The following is a 23,462-nucleotide window of genomic DNA, read 5'->3' as shown; positions in this document are numbered from 1 at the left end:
AATTGGTGAAAGAAATTATGCCGTCAGGCGAGGGCTGGGATGGAACCATAGATGGAACACCGGTTCCGGCCACCGATTACTGGTTTGAGGTATCTTATAAAGAAAACGGTGTAGATAGAAAATTTAAATCGCACTTCTCGATCAAAAGATAAACGCTCAGTAGAGCAAAATAAAAAAAGCAACTTGAAAAAGTTGCTTTTTTTATGCAGTTTATTTTGGAATCTGTTGCCCTAGCCCTGATGGAAGCGGCATCCTTTTGGGCTGATATTAGGTTGTCAGTTTGGCACAGGCTAAGAGCGGCCCAAAAGATATAGCGGACAGCAGGATGAGCTTCTGAAAAAATTACTTACTGTTGTATTGTGCAAGCGCTTCTTTGAGAATTTGTACCGAACGGATTAGGTCTTCTTTTTTGAGCACATAGGCAATACGCACTTCATTGAGACCCACGCCCGGAGTTGAGTAAAACCCGGCTGCTGGGGCCACCATAACGGTTTCATGGTTTGAATCAAACGATTCTAAAAGCCATTGTGCAAAATGATCGGCATTGTCAATGGGCAACTGCGCAATACAGTAAAAAGCACCTTTGGGAACTGCTACTTTGACGCCCTCAATTTTTTGGAGTTCCGCCACCAAAGTGTCACGACGTTCGCGGTATTCGGTGATGACTTCATCAAAATAGCTTTGAGGCGTTTCAAGCGCAGCCTCGCTGGCAATTTGAGCAAAAGTAGGCGGACTCAAACGCGCTTGGGCAAACTTCATCGCGGTAGCCATAACTTCTTTGTTTTTTGATACGATGCAGCCAATGCGCGCGCCGCACATGCTGTAGCGTTTTGACACTGAATCAATCATAATGGCGTGCTCTTCAATGCCCGGCAAGTTCATGACTGAATGGTGCTCATATCCGTCATAAGCAAATTCGCGATACACCTCGTCGGCAATCAAAAACAAGTCGTGCTTTTTGACCAGTTCGGCCAATTGAAGCATTTCATCTTTTGAATATAAATAGCCTGTGGGGTTGCCCGGATTACAAATCAAAATAGCTTTGGTCTTGGCTGTGATGAGTTTTTCAAAAGCAGCAATCGGCGGAAGCGCAAATCCGGTATCAATGGTTGAAATTACCGGAACAACTTTAACGCCTGAAGCGGTAGAAAAACCATTGTAATTGGCATAAAATGGTTCGGGAATAATGATTTCATCGCCTTGATCCATGGTGCTGCCCATAGCAAAAAGCAAGGCTTCAGAACCGCCGGTGGTAATAATGATATCGGCTACTTCAACCGGTAAGCCGTGTGATTTATAATATTGTGAAAGTTTGTTTCGGTAGCTTTCAAAACCCGCAGAATGGCTGTATTCTAGAACCTCAATGTTGGCGTTTTTAACCGCCGTCATGGCTACTTCTGGAGTTTTAATGTCGGGCTGACCGATGTTTAAGTGATAAACTTTGTTGCCTTTTTTCTTGGCAATATCAGCATAAGGAACCAATTTGCGAATCGGTGATTCTGGCATTTGTTTTCCTTTGTTAGAAACTTTTGGCATAGTGCTGTGATTTTAAGTGATGCAAATTTGCGAATTTTTTAATCGCAGACCAATTACATAGGCTAAATATTAAAACTTGTTGATTCAAACACTCAAATTTTACTTACATTTAAGTCGATAAATAAACTTCATGAAACTCCGAATTTCTTTTATACTCTCTATGATTTTAGCAACCAGCTTGCTCATGGCACAAGAAGGTTTTGAGTTTGAGCCCCAAAAAAACAAAGCAGTTATTCCGTTTAAACTCATCAATAATTTAATGTTCATTGAGGTTCAGGTTAATGGTGTTCCGCTTAGTTTTTTGCTTGATTCAGGGGTTGAAGAGACTATTTTACTGAGTTTGGAAGACAAAGCTGAAGTTCGTTTTAATCAAGTTGAAAAAATAAAATTGCGTGGATTGGGTAGTTCTGATGCTATTGAAGGGCTTAAATCATCAGATAATATTGTATCGTTTGGCGGATTCAAAGATGAACATCATGACTTATATATCGTTCTTGATCAAGATTTTAACTTTTCGTCCCATATTGGTATTCCGGTTAATGGTATTATAGGGTATCATTTTTTTAAAAATCATTTGGTTCAGATCAACTACAGCAAGCAAAAAATAACTGTTTATAAAGATGCTGTAAAAGCCCATCAAAAGTTCAATAAAAAATTTGAGTTGTTTCCGATTACTATTGAAAAAGCCAAACCATATTTAGCAGTTAATATCTTACTCAATAATCAATTGCAAAGTTCAAAAATGCTCATTGATACCGGAAATAGTGACGCATTATGGGTTTTTCAAAACGCAAAACCATACGTAAAGGTTCCTGAACCCAACTTTGATGAATATCTTGGTCGTGGTTTTAGCGGTGATATAAATGGTAAGCGTGCTAGGATTTCGGGTATGCAAATAGGCTCTTTTAATTTTCATCAGCCTATAGTTTCATTTCCGGATTCAGTTTCGGTCAAAAGTGTCAATTTAGTCCCCGACAGACGCGGTTCGGTAGGAGGTGAGTTACTCAAACGTTTTGATATTTTACTCGATTATTCTAATCAAACCATTGCATTAAAAAAGAGCAAATATTTTAATGAGCCGTTCAACTATAATATGAGTGGTATTGAGCTACAGAATGAAGGTTTTCAATGGGTACCAGAAACCGTTCAATTAACAACTGCTAAACAAAAAGTTACTTCCGACAAAGCCGACGACAAAGCCGAATCGTTTAAATACAAGTTCTCGCTCAAACCCGTTTTTTCAATAGCAGGAATTCGAAAAAACTCGCCGGCAGAAAAATGCGGATTGCAAAAAGGAGATATAATTATGAGTATTAACGGTGCTCAAGCCTATAAATACACCTTACAGAAAATCAATCAAATGCTCAAAACTTATGAAGGTAAAACCATGTATTTTACCGTTGAGCGGGCCGGCAAAAATTTAGAATTTCAATTTGAACTTCAAGACGAATTATAACAGCAAAAAAAAAAAGCTCCAATGATTTTGGAGCTTTATGAAATTTTATTGGTCACTGGTGGTCATCGTCTTTTTCTTTTCAAGGATATTGACTTCTTCTTTGACCAATACTTCACCTTTTATTTTCAGGGCTACGCGTCCGCCCTCAACATTAATTGCATTTGATTCAACCGTAATGGTTTTGCGAATCGGCCCGGGATTCATGTTGTATTTCACATCAATTTTACCGGTTTTACCTGGCATCACCGGCTCAGTAGGTTTTGAAGGTACTGTACAACCACAAGTCGATTGAACGTTACTAATGATCAACGGAGCATCGCCGGTATTTTTAAATTCAAACGAGCGCAAACCGCTATCAGATTCTTTGTATACTTTGCCATAATCAATAGTGTTGTCTTTGGCAATAAACTCAATCTTCGCTCCTTGCGCGTTGCCGATTAGGCAAAAGCCCATCATCACAGCCAATAGTATTAATTTTTTCATTTTTGGTCTCTTTTTGGTTGGTTAAAAATACTTTCTTTTCACGAATGTGCAAATAATTAATTCTTAATTTTTTATCAGCCTTTAATTATTTATTTTTGCGCTACCAAAAAGCATACCGCGCGGTCTGAGCATGAATTTTTGCCCGTTTTAGGTTTTGTTTTTTAGGCGCTAATTCCCGCTTTCCGCTGTATCTTTTGGGTCGAACCCCGCCCCAAAAGGATGCCGCTTCAATCGGGGCGAAAACGTTTCCATCAATATACAGAAATCAAAATTATATGTCTATTCCTGCGCAATTTGAGGCCAAAAACATCGAGAAAAAATGGTACGACTACTGGATGAACCACAACTATTTTCGTTCCGTACCTGACCACCGTACACCGTACACCATAGTGATTCCACCGCCCAATGTGACAGGCGTTTTGCATATGGGGCACATGCTCAACAACACCATTCAAGATGTACTCATTCGTCGAGCCAGACTCAAAGGTTTTAACGCCTGTTGGGTTCCGGGCACCGATCACGCATCAATTGCTACCGAGGCAAAAGTAGTAGCCAAGCTCAAAGCCGAAGGCATCAACAAAAATGACCTCACGCGTGAAGCGTTTCTCAAACACGCCTGGGATTGGACCGAAAAATACGGAGGAACCATCCTAGAACAGCTCAAACAACTCGGTTGCTCATGTGATTGGTCACGCACCAAATTCACCATGGATGACGATATGTCTGCTTCGGTCATTCACTCGTTTGTTGACTTGTACAACAAAGGCTATATCTACCGCGGTTACCGCATGGTCAATTGGGATCCCGAGGCCAAAACCACACTTTCTGATGAAGAAGTAATTTATGAAGAGCGCAACGGAAAACTCTATCATTTAAAATACCAAATCGAAGGTTCTTCAGAGTTTGTCACCATCGCTACCACGCGTCCTGAAACCATTTTGGGCGATACGGCTATTTGTATTCACCCTGAAGATGAGCGTTATTTACACCTCAAAGGCAAAAAAGCCATCGTGCCGATTTGCAATCGCGTCATTCCGATTATTTTTGACGAATATGTCGATATGGAATTCGGAACCGGTTGTCTTAAGGTAACTCCGGCGCACGATGTCAATGATAAAGAACTCGGCGAGCGTCACAACCTTGAAATCATTGATATCTTTAATGAAGATGCTACATTAAACAGTTACGGTTTGCATTATGCGGGAAAAGATCGTTTTGTGGTGCGCGAAGAAATCGCCCAAGAACTCGAAACCATTGGCGCTTTAGCCAAAACCGAGAACCACCTCAATAAAGTAGGAACTTCTGAACGAACCAAAGCCGTGATTGAGCCAAGACTTTCAGATCAGTGGTTCCTTAAAATGGAAGAGCTCGTGAAACCGGCCATCAAAGCCGTTTTAGAAACCGAAGAAGTCAAACTCTATCCGAGTCGTTTTAACAATACCTATCGCCATTGGTTAGAGAACATTCGCGATTGGAATATTTCGCGCCAATTGTGGTGGGGACAACAAATTCCGGCCTATTATTACGGCGACGGTAAAGAAGATTTTGTGGTGGCTGAAACACCTGAAAAAGCTTTAGAATTAGCGCGCACCAAAACCGGAAATCAAGCCTTAACCGCTGCCGATTTGCGTCAAGATGCCGATGCGCTCGATACTTGGTTTTCATCCTGGTTGTGGCCTATGGCTGTTTTTGGCGGTATACTCGATCCTGAAAATCAAGATTACAAATATTATTACCCGACCAATGATTTGGTTACCGGCCCGGACATTTTGTTTTTCTGGGTGGCCCGTATGATTATTGCCGGTTACGAATATGCCGATGCTAAGCCTTTTACCAATGTGTATTTGACCGGTTTGGTGCGCGACAAACAAGGGCGTAAAATGTCTAAATCACTCGGAAATTCACCCGAGCCGTTAGAACTCATTGAGCGTTTTGGCGCTGATGGCGTTCGCGTTGGATTGTTGCTCAGCGCTTCAGCCGGAAACGATATTTTGTTTGACGAAGAATTGTGTCAACAAGGAAAAGCTTTTGCCAACAAAATCTGGAATGCATTCAGACTCATCAAAGGCTGGGAACTAGCCGATATTGAGCAACCCGAAGCTTCAAAAGCAGCGATTGCTTGGTATGAAGCCAAATTGCAGCACACGCTGATTGAAATTGAAGATAACTTTAGCAAATACCGCATTTCTGATGCGCTCATGGCTATTTACAAATTGTTCTGGGACGATTTCTGTTCGTGGTTCTTAGAAATGATCAAACCGGGTTATCAGCAGCCTATTGACCGAGTTACTTTTGACAAAGCCATTGAATTGCTCGAGGCCAACCTCAAATTGTTGCATCCGTTTATGCCGTTCTTAACCGAAGAAATCTGGCAACATATTGCCGAGCGCACGCCGGAGCAAGCTTTGATTGTAGGTGAGTGGCCAGCCGCTAAAGCATATAATTCTGCACTAGTAAGCGATTTTGAATTTGCTTCAGAGGTAATTTCGGGCATTAGAACCATTCGTAAAGACAAAAATATTCCGTTTAAAGATGCCATTGATTTGCGCATTGTGAACAAAGAAAATGCTTCAACATTTTTTGATGCTATTGTGGCTAAACTGGGTAATGTGGACAGTATTGAATATGTTCAAGATAAAGTAGAAGGAGCGCTTTCGTATCGTGTAAAATCAAATGAATATTTTATTCCAATTACCGGAAACATTGATGTTGAAGCCGAAGTCAAAAAACTCACCGAAGAACTTGAGTATACAAAAGGTTTCCTCAAATCAGTGCAAGCCAAATTGTCGAACGAAAAATTTGTGAGTGGCGCTCCTGAAAAAGTCATTGACAACGAGCGCAAAAAAGAAGCCGATGCGCTCGCTAAAATTGCTACGCTTGAACAAAGTTTGGCATCGCTTAAATAGCATCATCAACAGGACATGATAAAAAAAGCACCTTTCTTCGAGGTGCTTTTTTGTTGGGATTTATTCAAATTTTACTTTGACCGTTTGTGATGTTCCGTTGCGATTGTAGGTTACATCAACTTCATCACCGGGATTGATTTTGCCCAGCGCTTCCATATAACTATACACATCTTTGACATTGGTTGCGCCGATTTTGGTAATCACATCGCCTTCTTGCAAGCCTGCTTTTTGCGCCGGACGATTATCGGTCACCCCATCAATATGCATACCGTCGGGATGTTCGCTATAATCAGGCATCACACCCATAGTTACTTTGTATTTCGGACGAATTTTTTCGGCGTTGGCTTTGGTTTTGGTAAAAACTACCGCGTCTAAGTTGGCAATTTCGTTGGTGCATCTGAACACATATTCCAAGATGTTTTTCACACCGTAATAATTGATTTTATCTTCGTCATCGCTGGGTTTGTGGTAATCGGTATGCGTTCCGGTAAAGAAATTCAACACCGGAATATCTTTAAGGTAAAACGAGGTGTGATCGGTTGGTCCGGTTCCGCTTTCGTCCATAGTAACGTGAAATCCGGCGGGTTTGTTGCGATCTACTATTTTTGAAAATTCCGGGCAAGTGCCAGTTCCGCCTACTTGTAAATCTTTGGCGGCGTTGAGTCGGCCAATCATGTCCATATTGATCATTGCGGCCACATTTGAAGTCTGTTTTTTGATGACATCGACCAATTCTTTTGAGCCCAACAGACCGTCTTCTTCAGCCGAAAATAGCGCAAAAATATAGTTGGCTTTTTCAGTGGTTTTGTTTTGTGAAAGCATACGCGCCAATTCAATAACACCGCTCACGCCTGAAGCATTGTCATCGGCTCCGTTGTGGATTTCGCCCTTAGAATTCATCTTGGTTGAATTGCCGTGTTCATTGAGCCCTAAATGGTCGTAATGCGCGCCAATTACAATGGTTTTGGCTGCTTTATTATCCAAATAAGCTACCACATTGTTGGCCTCAATATTGACTTTTTCTGGGTTTAAAGAATCTTTTGGGTTGAGTTTATAGCTGTATGTAAACGGAATCGAATATGAACTTCCGCGATACGGTTTTAAACCTAATTTCTTGAATTGTTCTCCGAGATATTGCGCTGCTTTTTTCTCTTCAGGTGAACCCGTCAAACGTCCTTTCAAATCATCTGAAGCCAAGAAGCTGATGTGTTTTTTGAGGTTGGTTTCGCTCACATATTCAGCCGCATCAACATCAACCCAATCAGCGATAAATACATTGGTTTCATGCGCAGCTTGTTGTTGGCGATTGCTTGAAAAAACGAGTTTTTTTCCGTCGGGTGAAAACATCGGAAAAGCGTTGAATTCGCTGTCAAAGGTTATTTGTGTGAGATGCGTTCCGTCAATATCAATCATATACAACTGAAAATCGTAACCGCGCGTGGCGTGATGATTTGAGGAAAATATGATTTTTTGATCCGATGGATGAAAAAAAGGAGCCCAATTGGCCTTGCCTAAATGGGTGATTTGTTTGAGGTTAGAACCATCAACATTACAAGTGTAAAGTTCCATTTCGGTTGGCGCAACGACATTTTCATTTAGGAGCGATTTGTATTCTTCAATTTCGGCTTCGGTTTTCGGACGTGAAGCTCTGAAGACCAATTTTTTGCTGTCGTGTGAGAAAAAGCTTCCACCATCATAACCCAATCCGGTGGTCACTTGTTTTAAGTTGGTTCCGTCAATGTTCATGGTCCACAATTCAAGATCGCCTGAGCGGGTAGAAGTGAAGGCAATTTTTTTTCCGTCGGGCGAAACCACAGCTTCGGCATCATAACCCGGTGAGTTGGTGAGTTGTTTGACAATTTTTCCGTTTAAGTCGGCCATGTAAATATCAAACTCCGGATAAACGGCCCAAAGATATTTTCCTTCTCGGGGTTTGGGCGGTAGCGGACATTCATTTTGCGACCCGTGTGTTGAGGCAAAAATGATGTGCTTTCCGTCGGGCATAAAATAAGAACAAGTGGTGCGGCCTTTTCCGTTGGAGATGCGTTTGAGGCTTTGTGCGTTGAATTCTTTATCGGTCAAATTTAAAGTATAAATCTGATCGCACTCGGCGCCAATAGCTTTGTTGGTGACTTGCATGGTGAGCATTTTGCTATCTGGACTAAAATAGGCCTCAGCATTGTCACCGCCGAAAGTAAGTTTTTGAATGTTTTTGAGGTGTGTTTCTTGCGCGTATACTCCAAAAGTAAGCGACAGAATAAGTAAGGTTAGTTCTTTTTTCATATTTTATGAATTAAAAAAGGCCTATTTTGCAATGGCCTCTTCATATTTTTCGTTGACTTTTTCCCAATCAATAACATTGAAAAAGTTCTCAATATATTTCTTGCGTTTGTATTGATAGTTCAAATAATATGCGTGTTCCCAAACATCTAAACACAAAATAGGCGTTCCTTTAATCGCTGAATTAGACATGAGTGGGTTGTCTTGATTAACGGTGGTAGTGATTTGTAATTTTCCGTTGACATCGGTTACGAGCCAAGCCCAACCTGATCCAAATTGCTTGGAAGCCGCATCTTGAAACTGTATTTTAAAATTATTGAACGAACCAAAATCGCGATTGATGGCCAGCGCTAAAGTATCTTTGGGTTGCTTAGGCGCTTTGGCTTTCATAATCGACCAAAACAAACCGTGGTTATAATAACCGCCAGCATTGTTGCGCAACTCAGTGTTGTTTATGTCAAGTTTTTTGAGCAAATCAACAATAGGTGTTTCTTCAAGCGTCGCTTCTTTGACTGCTTTATTTAGGTTATTGGTATAAGTTAGATAATGTTTTGAATAATGTAGTTCCATTGTGAGCGCGTCAATATTGGGTGCGAGCGCTTCGTATCCGTAGGGAAGTACTTCCATTTTGAACATACCCTCATCAGCTTTTACATCTTCAGGGTTTCCGATGACCATTTTGTCGTCTTTGGAAGGTAAAGGAACCTCAACTACTTCTGTGAGTTTTTTTCTTTGGCATGAAGTAGTCAATGCCAAAACAAGTCCGAGACTCAATAAGCAAAGTTTTTTCATGATTTATTTTGGTTCAAATCCCGGATTATTTCAATATAATGCTCTTTGGCTTGATCAGAGGTTAGATGACTGATTTGCATCCAAGCGTTGGTTTTAAAAGCATCTCTAATGTGTGATGAGCTTCCTACACTAAGTGGATTTATCATACCCATTGTAGCTTGTTTGTAATAAGCATACAAACGCAACGCTACATCTTGCGGTAAATCAGCCTGTGACATAGTTTCGGCTATGGCCACAGCTTCTGCAAAACGGGTATCTAAATCTTTTTGACTCATGCTTCTTTAATGGCAATAATCGTTTTTCCGCCAACGGCTTTTTGATTCAATTGAACATTTACTTGTGTACCCAAAGGTAAATATAAGTCAACACGTGAACCAAACTTGATGAATCCAGCATCTGTTCCTTGAACGACTTGCATGCCCGGTTGCGCATAGTTAACAATTCGTTTTGCTAATGCACCTGCAATTTGTCTGTATAGAATTTCTCCGAAGATTCGGTTTTCAACCACAATCGTGGTTCGTTCATTTTCTGTACTGGCTTTCGGATGCCAAGCTACCAAATATTTGCCCGGATGATATTTGCTGAAATTAATTTTTCCGTTGACCGGATAACGCGTTACGTGTACGTTGATGGGCGACATGAAAATAGAAACCTGAAGACGTTTGTCTTTAAAGTATTCTTCTTCAAAAACTTCTTCAATCACCACCACTTTTCCGTCTACAGGCGCTATAATGTGATGATCGTTGATGTCAACAATACGTTTAGGATTTCTAAAAAACTGAAGTATCATCACCAGTAGAAATAATACTAAAATTTGAATCGTTTTTTTGAGCCACATCAATTCAATCAATCGATCGGATGCTAGTAATAATACTACAGTGAGTGTAGTGGCAATAAGGATGATTTTTCCGCCTTCTTTATGAAACATAGTTTATTATTTGGTACAACAAAAATACAAAAGGTCCGACAAAAATAATGCTGTCTAACCTATCTAAAATTCCACCATGACCAGGCATGATGTTGCCGCTGTCTTTGACACCTGCAATGCGTTTAAATTTTGATTCTATGAGATCGCCTATGGTTCCGATTACACCAACCATAAAGGCTATGATTGACCAAATCATTGCTGATTGATCAAAATAAAAAGTAGCCATGATAATTCCGGCTACAATAGCAAATACAACTCCACCAATGAATCCTTCAATGGTTTTTTTAGGAGAAATACGTTCGTAGAGTTTGTTTTTTCCGATGGATTTTCCAACAACATACGCCATAGTGTCGTTGACCCAAACCAGAATATAAATGCCGATCATAACCGAAGGAATAAAGCCTTCAGGTCTTTGAGGAATCTTAGTTAAAAGGATAAAGGGAACAAGAATATATCCCCAAAAGAAAATTTGAATATCTAATTTAGACAGTGGCTCGTTTGATTGTTCAAATAAAAAAAGGATAGCTTTTAACGAGGTCAATAGAGTAAAAGTTAGTAAGAACCAATTAAGAGCAACCGGAAGTTCGTTAAAAGCCAATAAACTATAAGAAAGTATAGACAATATAAACGGAATGGTTTTGGGTAATTGGGTAAGATTGGTGTATTCATGCACAGCCAAAAGTAACAACAGCCCAAATAAAATCAGGAAACTCTGATGAAATAAAGTCGCTGAAATTAAGACAACAACATATAAAACCCCTGAGAGCGCTCTGGTTAGCGTTTCGTTCATTTTACAGGTCTTCTAAAAGAAGTAGATATAAATTTTTGGCACTACTGCCGTATTGCAAAAAGTCTTCTTCTTTGGCTTTTTCGAAATATTTAATGGTGGTAATGTTGGTTGGATAATCTTTGTCGTATTTCTTTTTGATGGCTCTGAGTCCGTCGCTTTTGCTTTCAAGAATTTGACTGGTAGTAGCCAAAATCACCATATTCATAGGTAAATCATTGGGCTTGTATTGTTTGATCTGGTTTGATGAAAACAAGATAGAACCTTCGTCGGCAATTAAATTCTCACAACTGGCCAACAAAAATTTGGGTTGTGATACGTTTTTGTATTCTAATTTGTTCTCGTCAAGCATTGAATAGAGTTTAGGCTCATAACAGGCAGCTTCAGATTCGAACCAATCGTTTTCTTCGAGGATGTGTTCAAAATGATCTTTCATTTCGGTCAAATCTTCACAATACAAGAATTTTCCGCCGTTTTTCTTGAAGTTAAAAGTAAACTTTTCGTCGGCTGGCGCAGAAGAATGTGCCTGTGGCGTGTTGTATTCACTCTGCTTTTCCTCATCGGAAGAATCGTTGCCTGAACCGAAGAATTTTTTGAAAAGACTCATATATGGAAACTCGTGTATTTATATTTTGAAAACATCCAAAGATAAAAAAATCTTAATTCAAAGTGTTATTTTGAATTAAGATTTTTAAAAAAGTAAAACCAGTAACTATTAAGACAATTCTGAGTTTTGTTCAGTTGGGTTTTCTGGCGTTTGCTCTATTTCTTTTTCAAACGGTCGTTTGCCAAAAATATCTTCTAAATCATCTTTAAAAATGACTTCTCTTTCAATCAAAATATCGGCAAGTTTATTGAGTTTGTCTTTGTTATCCTGCAAAATTTGTATGGCACGTTGATACTGACTCTCAATAAGCGAAGAAATTTCTTTGTCAATGATTAAGGCAGTATCCTCAGAATATGGTTTTGAAAAATTATACTCGTTTTGTCCGCTTGAATCATAGTAAGTTACGTTTCCAATTTTATCGTTTAAACCATAAATAGTAACCATAGCACGTGCTTGACGTGTAACTTTTTCTAAATCACTTAATGCCCCAGTTGAAATACGATCAAAAACTACTTTTTCTGCAGCGCGACCGCCCATGGTGGCACACATTTCATCAAGCATTTGATCAGGTCTCACTATTTGGCGTTCTTCAGGCAAATACCATGCTGCTCCCAAACTTTGTCCGCGCGGAACAATGGTAACTTTGACTAGCGGAGCAGCGTGCTCAAGCATCCAGCTTACGGTGGCGTGTCCGGCTTCGTGAATGGCAATGGCTCGTTTCTCGTCAGCAGTTATGATTTTGTTTTTCTTTTCAAGGCCGCCAACAATTCGGTCAACTGCATCTAAGAAATCTTGCTTGTCTACAGCTTCTTTGTTGTTGCGCGCAGCAATCAAAGCAGCTTCATTACATACGTTGGCAATGTCGGCACCCGAAAAGCCCGGGGTTTGTTTGGCTAGAAAGTCAGTATCGAGTTCAGCTACTTTTTTGAGAGGAGCCAAGTGCACCTCAAAGATTTCTTTACGCTCACGGATATCAGGAAGGTCAACAAAAATCTGACGATCAAAACGTCCGGCACGCATCAAGGCTTTGTCGAGCACATCTGCACGGTTGGTTGCAGCTAATACAATAACATTTGAATCTGAACCAAAACCATCCATTTCGGTTAGTAATTGATTTAATGTGTTTTCGCGTTCGTCGTTTCCGCCTGAGAAATTGCTTTTTCCTCGAGCACGGCCTACGGCGTCAATTTCATCAATAAAAATAATGGCTGGTGATTTTTCTTTGGCTTGTTTGAACAAGTCTCGAACACGTGATGCGCCAACACCCACAAACATTTCAACAAAATCAGAACCCGATAATGAGAAAAAAGGCACTTTTGCTTCGCCGGCTACTGCCTTGGCAAGCAAGGTTTTTCCGGTTCCCGGCGGCCCTACCAATAAAGCGCCTTTGGGTATTTTACCACCTAAGTTGGTATATTTTGATGGGTTTTTTAAAAACTCAACAATTTCTTGTATTTCTTCTTTTGCTCCTTCAAGCCCGGCTACATCTTTAAAAGTTGTTTTAATGTCGGTTTTTTCATCAAACAACCTTGCTTTTGATTTGCCAATATTAAAAATCTGACCACCTCCACCAGCGCCGCCAGCGTTCATTCGTCGCATGATGAAAATCCACAAGGCTACAATAATCAACACCGGTAAAAGACCAATAAAAATTTCTGACCAATTGCTTTTGGGCATAAAATTGAAGTCTTTTAGCTTTTTGTCAGCAACAGCTTGTTCTAGTTTTTTCTGAAAAATTTCGTCATTACCAATGTCAAAAGTATAGTGAGGACCTTTGATGTTGGCACGGTTAAGCAAATCTTTAGCAACCGCTTTATGCTCAGGTTTTTTTAAGGCTGCAGGGTTAAGGTATACTTCGGCTTCGGTTTTATTGTAAACTATTACTTTCTGAATGTCACCATGCTCCAGAAAGGTGTTGAATCTTGATGAAGTGGTTTTAGCAAGTTCCTGAAAGTTTGATCCGCCGGTGGTATAACTAATGAATAAGAATAAACCTATCACGGCAGCATAAACCAACCAAGGGTTAACTCTTAATCTATTGGGATTTTTATTATCGTTAGACATTTTCTCTCTTAATATTTGTTTTCAATCGTTGTGATTTTGGCATCGCCCCAAAGGCTTTCAATGTTGTAGTATTCGCGGATGTGTTTCTGAAAAACATGCACAACTATGTTGACATAGTCCATTAAAACCCATTCGGCATTGTCGGTTCCTTCAACATGCCAAGGTTTGTCTTTGATTGCTTTTGAAACTGTTTTTTGAATTGAGTTAACAATGGCGTTAACTTGTGTATTTGAACTTCCGTTGCAAATGATGAAGTAATCGCAAGCAGAATTGTCAATTTCTCTGAGGTCTAAAATATCGATGTCATTTCCTTTTACTTCCTCAATTCCTTTGATGATATGAGCCAGTAATACATCATTGTTGATTGTTTTTTTTGTCATTTATAATTTTGTATCAATGTGTGCAAAGTTATCATTTTTTGTATTTAATTTGGATTCTTAACACAAGATTAAATTCTGTTTTTTAAATCACTTACATGCGCCTTGTCAAACTCGATGCCATTGACTCAACCAATAATTTTCTAAAGGATTTAATCCGTAAAGAACAAGTGGACAACTTTACTGTTGTATCTGCTGATGAGCAAACCAACGGTCGGGGTCAAATGGGTTCGGTTTGGGCTTCAGAGAAAGGTAAAAATCTTATAATGAGTATATTGGTTAAGGATTTTTTGATTGATGCTACCTTGGTTTTTGATTTAAACATGGCTTTTTCATTGGCTGTTTTATCAGTTCTAAAAAGAAATAAAATACCTGATGTCACTGTCAAATGGCCCAACGACATTATGTCAGGAAATAAGAAAATTGGCGGAATACTCATTGAAAACAGTTTTAAATCTGAAAATGAAATTCTGTCGGTTGTTGGTTTAGGCCTTAATGTTAATCAAAAGAATTTTAACCATTTGCCTCAAGCTTCGTCTTTGGTACTAGCTACCGGGCTTGACTATGATATTGTTGAATTGATGTATGAAATAATAATTCAATTCAAAGCTAATGTGACCAATTGGTCAGAAAAAAAAGATTTTTTTAAACCGGAATATATATCTTCGTTATTCAAGCTTCATCAAAAAATGTTATTCAAAAAAAAGGATGACTTTGTTTTTGAAGGCAGCATTATAGGTATTAATCCTATCGGAAAGTTGCTCATTCAATCTGATGATGGCATATTTGATTTTGACATCAAAGAAGTACAGATGATCTTTTAAACCATTCATGATTATATCTCAATTTGCAGTAAATTCCAACAAAGCAGAAAACAAAAAACTTTTTCTTTTGCTGCTGCATTCTTTGTTGGGTTTGTTGGTTTATTATTTTCATTGGCTCTCTATAGCATACGGTGTTGCTTTGTTAAGTTTTGGATTGATTTATATTATCCTTGCCAAGAACCAAAAAAATCAAGTGCTTGAAATGGTGTCTTATTTGGCAGGTGCCGAAATTTTTCTGCGCATGACACGAGGCAATTTGCTCTATGAATATGGGCGCTATGGTGTAATGTTGTTTTTTGTGTTGGGATTGTTTTACAGCGGTTTTAATCAAAAAACAAGGTGGTTTTTTCTGAGCTTGATTCTTTTAATCCCCGGTTTTTTGATTAGTTTTTTTTCCTCAGTAATTGTTCAAGATATTCATTATGTATTTGTTTTAATTGGACCATTAGTTACAGTAATTGCCTCAGTTTATACTTGTGAAAAGCAAATAAATATGGATCAATTACAAAACATATTGTTTTTGTTTTTGTTGCCGGTAACATCTTGTATTTCTTTTTTAATATTAGATTATCCTGATGTCAAAGAGATTTATTACAATATGGAATCAAACTTTTTATTTACAGGAAATTTTGGTCCCAATCAAATGGCTACGGTACTCGGACTATGTGTGTTTATTATATTCGGGCGCATATTGGTTCAACAACTGTCTCTAATATATAGTGTTGTTTATTTTTTGTTGATGACGTACATTTTTTACCGATGTATGTTAACTTTCTCACGTGGTGGAATGATTACTGGGCTTATTATTTGTACTATTTTAGTTTTTCAAATTTTTCGGTCCAGCGCTTATTCTGATGAAATTAGGCAAAAGTTAAAAATAGCAGTTGGTTTAGCGGCCATAGCAACTGTATTTTTAACTTTCCAAAGCGATGGATTTATTATAAAGCGCTATGCCATTCTGGTGGGTTTGTCTGATAAGAGTGATGCTTCAAAAATAGATCGCCAACACTTGATGAGTTATGAGCTAAAACTTTTTAAATCAGCGCCTGTTTTTGGCGTTGGAGTGGGCAAAGGAATCCAAAATAGCCAGAATTATTTTGGTGAAACTGTTTCGTCTCATAACGAAATTACACGTTTACTAGCCGAACACGGATTGTTGGGTTTGGGTTCGTTTTTGGTATTGCTTATTCTTCCCATCTTAATAAATTATAAAAACACTCAGAACCTCTACTTTTGGAGTTTTTATTTGTTTTGGCTATTGACTATTGCTCATTCAGGAATGCGATTGGCCGCGCCTTCGTTTATTTATGCGCTAACTTTACTGAACGTTCGTACCAATAGTAGTCAGCCGATTTCTTCTGAAGTATGATTTGTTTTTCAAGATTTACTTTATGTGCTCTGGCAACCCAATAAAAATTGTTTATTTTTTCAACACTATTCATTTCTTTAGCCATAAAGCCAGACAATGTGGGTTGGTTCATTTTGGCTAAAATTGAGTTGAGTTTTTTTACCAAAATCTTAGCAAGATAAGGGCGATAACGCTTGTTTTTTGATTTGGGCTCAACTTTTTCAATAGTGTTAAATGCTTGTTGGTATCTTCCTTTTTTGTAATAGCAAGCTGATAAACTCAAAAGTGCTTCTTCAAAAGCTGGTGAAATTTCCAGTGCTTTTTGATAATAAATCATCGCACTGTCAATTTCTTTTTTTTGCTCGTAAACAGCCCCTAAGTTGTGTAGAACTTGTACCTGATATGGTGACGCCTTAAAAGCAGATTCAAATGATGCTTGACTTTGCTCGAGTTCGCCTTGTCCAAAATAAGCAATTCCTTGATACCATTCTACCGGAATACCAGTTGGATCAAGTTGATAAAATGAATTTCTGGCTTTTTTAGCTTCGTAAATAACTTCACTCCAATTGCCTTGGGCTTTGGCCTGATAAACTTTCATCATGTGAATTTCACTCATCAAGCGCATAGCTGCTACTGTTGTTGCGTATATGATGAAACAAGTCAGCACTATAACAACATCTGATTTCTTTAAACTTTTGGTTTGTTTTTTTTTCTTTTTAAATGACCAGACAAATATAAAAGCTATAATTGTGACAAAAATCAGTTGATGTTCAATTCGCTCAAACGGAAAATCTAAAAAAACAATCACTGCAAAACCTAATAATCCGGCTAGTAAGAACAAATAGGTTGATTTTTCGGTTTTTTCAGTTGCTTGTTGGATTAGTTGTACGGCCCAATAAATGGTCAAAATCCAAATACTCATAAAAGACAAAAATCCCAATAAACCACTTTCGGCTAATATGCTCAGAAAATCATTGTGAACCCTTTGTAATGTTTCTGTTCCGTTGGCCATTTCAACAGACATTTTGTTTGTATTGTAGGCTGAAAATAACTGGCCAAAATTACCTGGGCCAATACCAAAAATTGGTTGTTCTTGCCACATTTTATAGGCACTTTCCCAATATATGTTTCTACTGTTGAGCGTATTTTGATTGCCCAGTTTTGAAAGGTAAATATTTGAAAATTTATCGTCTTTTATGGCTCTGAACTTGGGTAAAATAAATTCAGAAATTGAAAAACCTAGGGCCAAAATACCAACGAATAAAATTGCTTTTGTTGCTAGATTTGACTTTAGCTTGTAAAACCCAATTACCAATATAAAAACAAAAAAAGCCAACCAAACAGCTCTGGTTTGCGTTAAGAGCAAAATAGGAATGCTCAACAATAACAACAGTCTGGATATTAATTGCTGTTTCGGACTATGTTGACTTGAAATCAAAACAAACGGCACACACAAAAACAACGCAGACGAAAGAAGATTCTTATTGCCAAAAAAGCTTTTGATTTCACTCATATGCTTCAAGATTGAACTTGAGTTTTGCATCATTTGGTAGACATCAAAATAAGCTCCTAAAACAGCCAACCCGAAAAATACCGTAATACCGTTTACTAATGTTTTAAAGCTTAATCTTTCTTGATATAATTCTATCGAAACCACAACCAGAAAAACACTTGAAGCCATCCATTTTGCTATAGTTGCGTGATTTTCAGGGTTAAAACCATTTACTATTGTGCTCAATAATAGCGAGCCTAAAAAAGCAAAAATCGCATAGAAAAATGAAGATTTAAATAAATTGTCAATGGTCTTGATTTGAGATTTGTGCAGCAAAAAAACAGCTAAACAAAGAAACAAGCATAGGTACAAAAGTCGCGGCGCAACCGTAGGATCAACAATTCTATGTTGGTCGTAAATCAATGGCATCAAAGCCAAAAAGAAAAAGTAAAATCTATTGATATTTTGGGCAGACATCATTTTGACGAAAACCCAAATATAGGTTTAAATCTATTAAAGATTAAACTTTTCACCCAGATAAAACTTAATGAGTGCGTTGTTGTACATCAACTCATATTTTGACTGAATGAGTTGGGCCTCAGAATTATTGAGGTTTGATTTGGTTAAATTCAGTTCATTGATGTTGATTTTGCCTAGTTCAAATTTTAATGCATCGGCATCATAGCTTTTTTGAGAGAATTCATAGGCAATAGAAGATGCTTCTTTTTTCTTAATCGAAGTTTTGGTATCGGTAATAGCTTGCATAACCTCTTTAGAAAGCTCATTGCGTTTGATTTGTGTATCAATTTTTGATTGCTTGTAAAGTGTTTTTGATGTCTTGATTTTTGTTCGATTATCCAATTGACTAAAAATAGGCACTACCAAATTAATTCTAAAAATGTTCACTTCATTGTTTCGGAGCTGTTCGTCTAACGGGAGCAAATCTTCCTCGTCATCTTGATAGTCAGTTTTGATGTATTGTGAGCCATACTGGGCACGAAGTGAAAGCACCGGATATCGTGAACCTCGTGCAATGGCCAAAGCTGTTCTGGCTTTTTTCTCGCGCATTTTACTGATGTTATACGAAGGATTGATTTCAACAGCTTTATGAATCAAATCATACGGATTACTGACATCGACATTTTCGTCTAACTGCATGATAGGTTTGACCAAAATGATTTCTTTATCAAGTGGTATATTCATCAATTGTTTGATGTTGACCATATTGTCTGTCAATCTGTTTTGATTGGTCAATAAATTGAGTTCTTCTGAGGCTTTTTGCGATTTAATTTTAAAAACTTCACTTTCGGCAATGCTACCTGCAGCAAATTTTAGTTCAGCCATTTCAATTTGCTTCTGGCTTGATTCAATCTGTTTTTGATTGGCTGCGATAATTTCTTGCAAGTATAGTATTGTGATAAATCGTTCAGCCAATTCAATGGTTACTTGGTTTTCAACTTTCTGTACATTGGTCTGACTGATTTTGTATTCTCTTTTGTTGAGTTTGATATTATTGATTGTATTAAATCCAGCAAACAAATTATAAGTAGCGTTTAAATAACCCACATACGATTTGATATCGGTATTGATAAACAAGTTTGAGTTCGGGTCTACATCGCGTCCCCAAGAGTTTTTGTTTTCAAAACTACCAAACAGATTGGGCAATAATTTGCCGTAACTTGAATGGTATTGCATTTTGGCAATTTGTTGCTCATTGAGTGCCGTTTTTATGTCGAGATTTTCTTTGAGTGCTAGTTCAAGACAATCTTTAAAAGTTAGCATTTCTTGCGAAAAAACAGAACTGCTCAGCGTTAGTAATATGATTAAAATAGATTTTTTCATGGGGCTAGTTCATGTTGTTGTCTATCTTGTTAAATAATTTCTTGATGATGTATTGATACAATTGCATGCGCTCAATAATCACTTCGCCTTTAAGTTTGTATCCGGCTTTGAGTGTAATGTTTGGGTTGTATTTCTTGATTACCGCCAAACAATAAAACGTTCTATCTACATCAGATGGCGAAACATAAGTGATTTTGCCTTTAATGGCGCCAAATCGGTAATAGTTATAAGCATCGAGTTTGAGGTTGATTTCTTGACCGTTTTTAATGTAAGCCAAGTCTTTTTCGTTGAGCGTTACTTTGGCATAGAAATTCTCTTTTTTCGGGGCAATGATTCCTAATAAATCGCCTTTTGCTAGAATTTCTACATTCTGACGTGAATTGTATAAGTTTGAAATCGTTCCTTCAACCGGACTAATAACAACCAATTTATTGAGCTCATCACTCATATAATTCATGGTGTATTTACCGTCTTGAATTTCAGTTTCAAGCTCAACTAAATCACGTTGATAACCTTGTAATTCATTGTCAACATCAATAATACTTCGTTCCAAATCATTGCGTGAACGCTTATAATTGTTGTGTAAATTCTGATAGTCAAAATTTTTCACGCTATAAACCGAACGATTGTCAACTTGAGCCTTTTTTACATCGAGGTTGCGGTTTTTGGTATCAGTCATTTCATAGCGTGAAATGGCACCTTTGGCATACAACAATGAGTCGGTTTTGTATTTATCGGTTAAGATATTGGTTTGCTGTGATGACAAGCTCAGTTTGTTGTTGAGCGCTTCAATCTCGGCTGCGGCTTTGCTGCGATCGGTTTTGTAAATTCCGGCTTGAATTGATAGCAATCGCTTGAGTGCATTTTTGCGTTCAGTTGTATTAGCAATAAGCTTTTTGATGATTTTGACCTTGTTTTCTTTTGAGGCCAAATCAGTGTTTAGCACATTGTAATCAGACTGTGTTTTTTTATTTTCAAGTACAAAAAGGGTATCGCCTTTACGTACTTGTTGACCTTCTTTTACCGAAACTCTTAAGACTTTGACGTCGTTGGGTGTGTTGATTTTGATTTGCGGTGTGTCAGAATAAATCTGTCCATCTTTAAAACTTACCGTATCATTTAACCGCAAGGCAAAAATTAACACTACAACAATAATCAAAAACCCGACAAGAATCTTATTGAGAATCTTAATAAAATTGATCGACTTCGTGTTGTAAAATGTAGAGTTCTCCATTGGTTATTTTGTATTTTTTCGTGAAGTTGATGTTTTTAATCGGCTCGTGTGAAATGACAATATAGGTTTTGTCTTGGTCATTATCTACAAGCGTTTCTACTTTGTTTCTTGATTCGATATCCATGCCCGAGAGCACTTCATCAAGAATTACAATTTCAGTATCGGCAAACAAAGCTCTGAGCAACAGAATTTTTTTGCGCTGACCGGTTGATAAGTTCTTACCGTTTTCGTTGATGATGAACTCAAGTCCATCTTCTTTTGAGGCAATAAAATCATAGAAATTGATTTCTTTGGCGCGGTCCAGAATATCCGTAATCTCAATGTTTTTGCCTAAAGCAATGTTGTTGTAAATGGTGTCGTTGAACAAAATGTCTTCGTTGGTTACCAGCAAAATCTTCTCGCGAACTTTTTCGGCATTGTAAAATTTAATGTCTCGGCCGTTGATCAAGATCGCACCAGAATCAGGACGATACAAAGTGGTCAAGATTTTACTGAAGGTTGATTTTCCAGAACCATTTTGACCTTCAATCTTGATTTTCTCACCTTTTTTCATCTTTAAATTGATGTCTTTCAAAACGTGCTCGTTCGGAATGTAGCTGTAGTGAATACTTTGAAATTCAATTTTGTCAATCGCAAAATCTTTGATGCCTTTGCCTTCTTCTTGTTGGGTAATTTCATCAAAATCAAGATAACGTCTTAAAATAACTTCGTTTTCTTGCAAGGTCATGTTGTCGTCCAAAATGCCTTTGAGCGATGAGAAAATCTTAGATGACAAAGCTATAAAAGTAACAATTTGTCCAAGCGTGATGATTTGTGTTTCAATGGCTGATTTGGTTAAGAATACCGTAATCAATACCGATGAAAAAATGATGATCAGCGCTACGATGGTTTTGTTGATCAAATCTACATAGCCGTTTCTAAGCTGAATACGCAAATAATCATTGATGCTCGAGTAGATTTTATTGGAGTGAAAACGCTCAATTCTAAAGCTTTTAATCACTTGAATACCCTCAACCTTTTCCATCATTTTTGAAATGAATTCAGCCTTGCGAATGTAGCGCAAACGCTCATTTTGCTTGAGATAAGGCGTAATGAATTTAAACCAAAATACAAACATCACCATCACCACCACCACAATCATGGTGAGCATTTTGTCAATAAAGAACAAGATGCAAAGCGAATACAACGACACGCTCAAATCAACCAAAATTCCGGTAAAGAATTTCATGAAGAAGGTTTTGAGCTTCATGGAGTCGCTCACGCGTTCCATCAAATCGCCTTTTTTGTACGAGTGAATATAAGCCAATGATGAATTGTTGATTTTCTCATCAAATGAAAACAAGAAATATCGATCGAGCGCATTGCCCAAATGCATGCTCACGTAGTTTTTATATAAAGTCGTAAACAAGTCAAATACTTTGTAAATACCCAAACCAACCGCAAACAAAATGAGCGTATTCATGTTGTATGTTGGCAAGACATTGTCAATGAGAATCTGATTGGTAAACACGGCAATTTGAGCGGTAGTTGCTGAGAACAAAGCCGCAAAAATGTAGATGTACCACAATTGTTTGTAGTCACCGAGTTGTTTGAAAAGCTGCCAGTATAAGCTTCCGCGCACTTCTTCAGGATACGAAATCGCTTTTTCTTTTTCTTCGTTTGACTTGACCGTCAAAATCTGCGGTGCTTTGTTTTTGATTTTGCCTTTTTCAAGCTCCAAAGTTTTAAAACTATTCGGGATACTCGAAATTTCTTGGTTTTTGAGCAAGTCTACCAAAAAGCTTTTTTCGGCTGCGGTATCTTTAAAACCAAAATTTTCTTTAAGGTATTTAAAATAGGTGAGTTTGTTGAATACCGTTGCGTGACCATTTTCACGGATGGCTTCAGTATAATTAATCTTATAATCTTTTAAATCTTCAGAACAAATCGATACGATGCGGTCTTCAACATCGGCTTCTTCCCAATCAGATTTGTTGCTGATGGCTTTGTTTTTGAGCTCGGCCAAAGACAAATAATATTGGCTGCCTTTGTTCGGGTCATACACTTTAAACTTGCGGCCTTTGATTTCGCTTACTACAATAAAGCGCGTTCCGTTTTTGTGGCGCACCGGCATGATAAACGGAAACAAATAATTCAAATACGCTTCATTGCCATCAATGTAGTTCACATCAAGCAAGCGCGTTTTGGCATCAAAGCCGTGGTCGTTCAAGAAAGTTTTGAGGTCAGTTAAACGAGTTCCTTTTTGGTCCAAAGGAATGTTTTCTTCAATATACTTCCGTGAGATGTTCTTCTCAAAGATATTGAATACTGTCTTGACGGCACTGATACCACAGTCGTTGTTTTTGAGTTGTTGGTCTGTTTTTGGCATAGATTCGGGGTTTATCTTGTCCAGTTTGTTATTGATTAATAAATCATTATCAGATTGTTAATCAAATAATTCTTAGGCAAGATTAATTATAAACACCTAGAGATGCAAAAAAATTCTGTTATAGAACCAAAAAAAACG

Annotated in this window: 19 protein-coding genes; 5 read left to right on the top strand and 14 right to left on the bottom strand. The window is 38.0% G+C overall.

Annotation, left to right across the window (positions count from 1 at the left end):
* The first annotated feature begins 5 nt into the window (after positions 1–5).
* The gene (locus tag KIH23_RS13890; protein ID WP_410505142.1) at positions 6–152 is read left to right on the top strand and encodes a T9SS type B sorting domain-containing protein; all 147 of its coding nucleotides are present in this window, start codon (positions 6–8) and stop codon (positions 150–152) included.
* A gap of 190 nt (positions 153–342) precedes the next feature.
* Here the strand turns inward: KIH23_RS13890 and KIH23_RS10715 are convergent, their stop codons facing one another.
* Positions 343–1,536 (bottom strand): pyridoxal phosphate-dependent aminotransferase, encoded by a 1,194-nt coding sequence (locus KIH23_RS10715; protein WP_213213486.1) that lies wholly within the window; start codon positions 1,534–1,536, stop codon positions 343–345.
* A gap of 130 nt (positions 1,537–1,666) precedes the next feature.
* On the opposite strand from KIH23_RS10715, the gene KIH23_RS10710 reads away from it, so the two are divergent.
* The gene (locus KIH23_RS10710; protein WP_213213485.1) at positions 1,667–2,992 is read left to right on the top strand and encodes a PDZ domain-containing protein; all 1,326 of its coding nucleotides are present in this window, start codon (positions 1,667–1,669) and stop codon (positions 2,990–2,992) included.
* Positions 2,993–3,037: 45 nt separating this feature from the next.
* Here KIH23_RS10710 and KIH23_RS10705 read toward each other — a convergent pair whose 3' ends face one another.
* Positions 3,038–3,475, bottom strand: a complete 438-nt coding sequence (locus tag KIH23_RS10705) for a DUF1573 domain-containing protein (protein ID WP_213213484.1) — start codon at positions 3,473–3,475, stop codon at positions 3,038–3,040.
* Positions 3,476–3,750: 275 nt separating this feature from the next.
* On the opposite strand from KIH23_RS10705, the gene KIH23_RS10700 reads away from it, so the two are divergent.
* Complete coding sequence (locus KIH23_RS10700) at positions 3,751–6,381, top strand: valine--tRNA ligase (protein ID WP_213213483.1); 2,631 nt, start codon at positions 3,751–3,753, stop codon at positions 6,379–6,381.
* 60 nt (positions 6,382–6,441) lie between these two features.
* Here the strand turns inward: KIH23_RS10700 and KIH23_RS10695 are convergent, their stop codons facing one another.
* The 8 genes from KIH23_RS10695 to rsfS form a co-directional block, all read right to left on the bottom strand.
* Positions 6,442–8,664, bottom strand: coding sequence for a M20/M25/M40 family metallo-hydrolase (locus tag KIH23_RS10695; protein WP_213213482.1), 2,223 nt, complete (start codon positions 8,662–8,664; stop codon positions 6,442–6,444).
* Positions 8,665–8,685: 21 nt separating this feature from the next.
* The gene (locus KIH23_RS10690) at positions 8,686–9,453 is read right to left on the bottom strand and encodes a superoxide dismutase (protein ID WP_213213481.1); all 768 of its coding nucleotides are present in this window, start codon (positions 9,451–9,453) and stop codon (positions 8,686–8,688) included.
* Positions 9,450–9,728, bottom strand: a complete 279-nt coding sequence (locus KIH23_RS10685; RefSeq protein WP_213213480.1) for an acyl-CoA-binding protein — start codon at positions 9,726–9,728, stop codon at positions 9,450–9,452. The genes KIH23_RS10690 and KIH23_RS10685 overlap by 4 nt, the downstream gene beginning before the upstream one ends.
* A complete protein-coding gene (locus KIH23_RS10680) occupies positions 9,725–10,381 on the bottom strand; it encodes a phosphatidylserine decarboxylase family protein (protein WP_213213479.1) in 657 nt (218 codons plus the stop codon). Before KIH23_RS10680 ends, KIH23_RS10685 begins: the two co-directional genes overlap by 4 nt.
* Complete coding sequence (locus KIH23_RS10675; protein ID WP_213213478.1) at positions 10,371–11,171, bottom strand: phosphatidate cytidylyltransferase; 801 nt, start codon at positions 11,169–11,171, stop codon at positions 10,371–10,373. Before KIH23_RS10675 ends, KIH23_RS10680 begins: the two co-directional genes overlap by 11 nt.
* Position 11,172: 1 nt before the next feature.
* Positions 11,173–11,775, bottom strand: a complete 603-nt coding sequence (locus KIH23_RS10670) for a lactate utilization protein B/C (protein WP_213213477.1) — start codon at positions 11,773–11,775, stop codon at positions 11,173–11,175.
* 108 nt (positions 11,776–11,883) lie between these two features.
* Positions 11,884–13,839 (bottom strand): ATP-dependent zinc metalloprotease FtsH, encoded by a 1,956-nt coding sequence (ftsH, locus tag KIH23_RS10665; RefSeq protein WP_213213476.1) that lies wholly within the window; start codon positions 13,837–13,839, stop codon positions 11,884–11,886.
* Positions 13,840–13,847: 8 nt separating this feature from the next.
* Positions 13,848–14,219 (bottom strand): ribosome silencing factor, encoded by a 372-nt coding sequence (gene rsfS / locus KIH23_RS10660; RefSeq protein WP_213213475.1) that lies wholly within the window; start codon positions 14,217–14,219, stop codon positions 13,848–13,850.
* A 95-nt stretch (positions 14,220–14,314) separates the two neighbouring features.
* On the opposite strand from rsfS, the gene KIH23_RS10655 reads away from it, so the two are divergent.
* Complete coding sequence (locus tag KIH23_RS10655) at positions 14,315–15,040, top strand: biotin--[acetyl-CoA-carboxylase] ligase (RefSeq protein ID WP_213213474.1); 726 nt, start codon at positions 14,315–14,317, stop codon at positions 15,038–15,040.
* 7 nt (positions 15,041–15,047) lie between these two features.
* Positions 15,048–16,409: an O-antigen ligase family protein gene (locus tag KIH23_RS10650; protein ID WP_213213473.1), complete on the top strand. Its 1,362-nt coding sequence runs from the start codon at positions 15,048–15,050 to the stop codon at positions 16,407–16,409.
* Here the strand turns inward: KIH23_RS10650 and KIH23_RS10645 are convergent.
* The 4 genes from KIH23_RS10645 to KIH23_RS10630 form a co-directional block, all read right to left on the bottom strand.
* Positions 16,342–18,126 (bottom strand): O-antigen ligase family protein, encoded by a 1,785-nt coding sequence (locus KIH23_RS10645; RefSeq protein ID WP_213213472.1) that lies wholly within the window; start codon positions 18,124–18,126, stop codon positions 16,342–16,344. The two genes, KIH23_RS10650 and KIH23_RS10645, sit on opposite strands and share 68 nt — an antisense overlap.
* Positions 18,127–18,393: 267 nt before the next feature.
* A complete protein-coding gene (locus KIH23_RS10640; protein WP_213213471.1) occupies positions 18,394–19,722 on the bottom strand; it encodes a TolC family protein in 1,329 nt (442 codons plus the stop codon).
* Positions 19,723–19,726: 4 nt separating this feature from the next.
* Positions 19,727–20,956 (bottom strand): HlyD family secretion protein, encoded by a 1,230-nt coding sequence (locus tag KIH23_RS10635; RefSeq protein WP_213213470.1) that lies wholly within the window; start codon positions 20,954–20,956, stop codon positions 19,727–19,729.
* Entirely contained in the window at positions 20,910–23,324 is a 2,415-nt protein-coding gene (locus KIH23_RS10630) for an ATP-binding cassette domain-containing protein (protein ID WP_213213469.1), read from the bottom strand. Before KIH23_RS10630 ends, KIH23_RS10635 begins: the two co-directional genes overlap by 47 nt.
* Between the last annotated feature and the right edge of the window lie 138 nt (positions 23,325–23,462).

This window comes from Flavobacterium sp. CYK-55, from assembly GCF_018413465.1.
Taxonomy (GTDB): domain Bacteria; phylum Bacteroidota; class Bacteroidia; order Flavobacteriales; family Flavobacteriaceae; genus Flavobacterium.
This window is presented reverse-complemented; position numbering and strand designations above follow the sequence as displayed.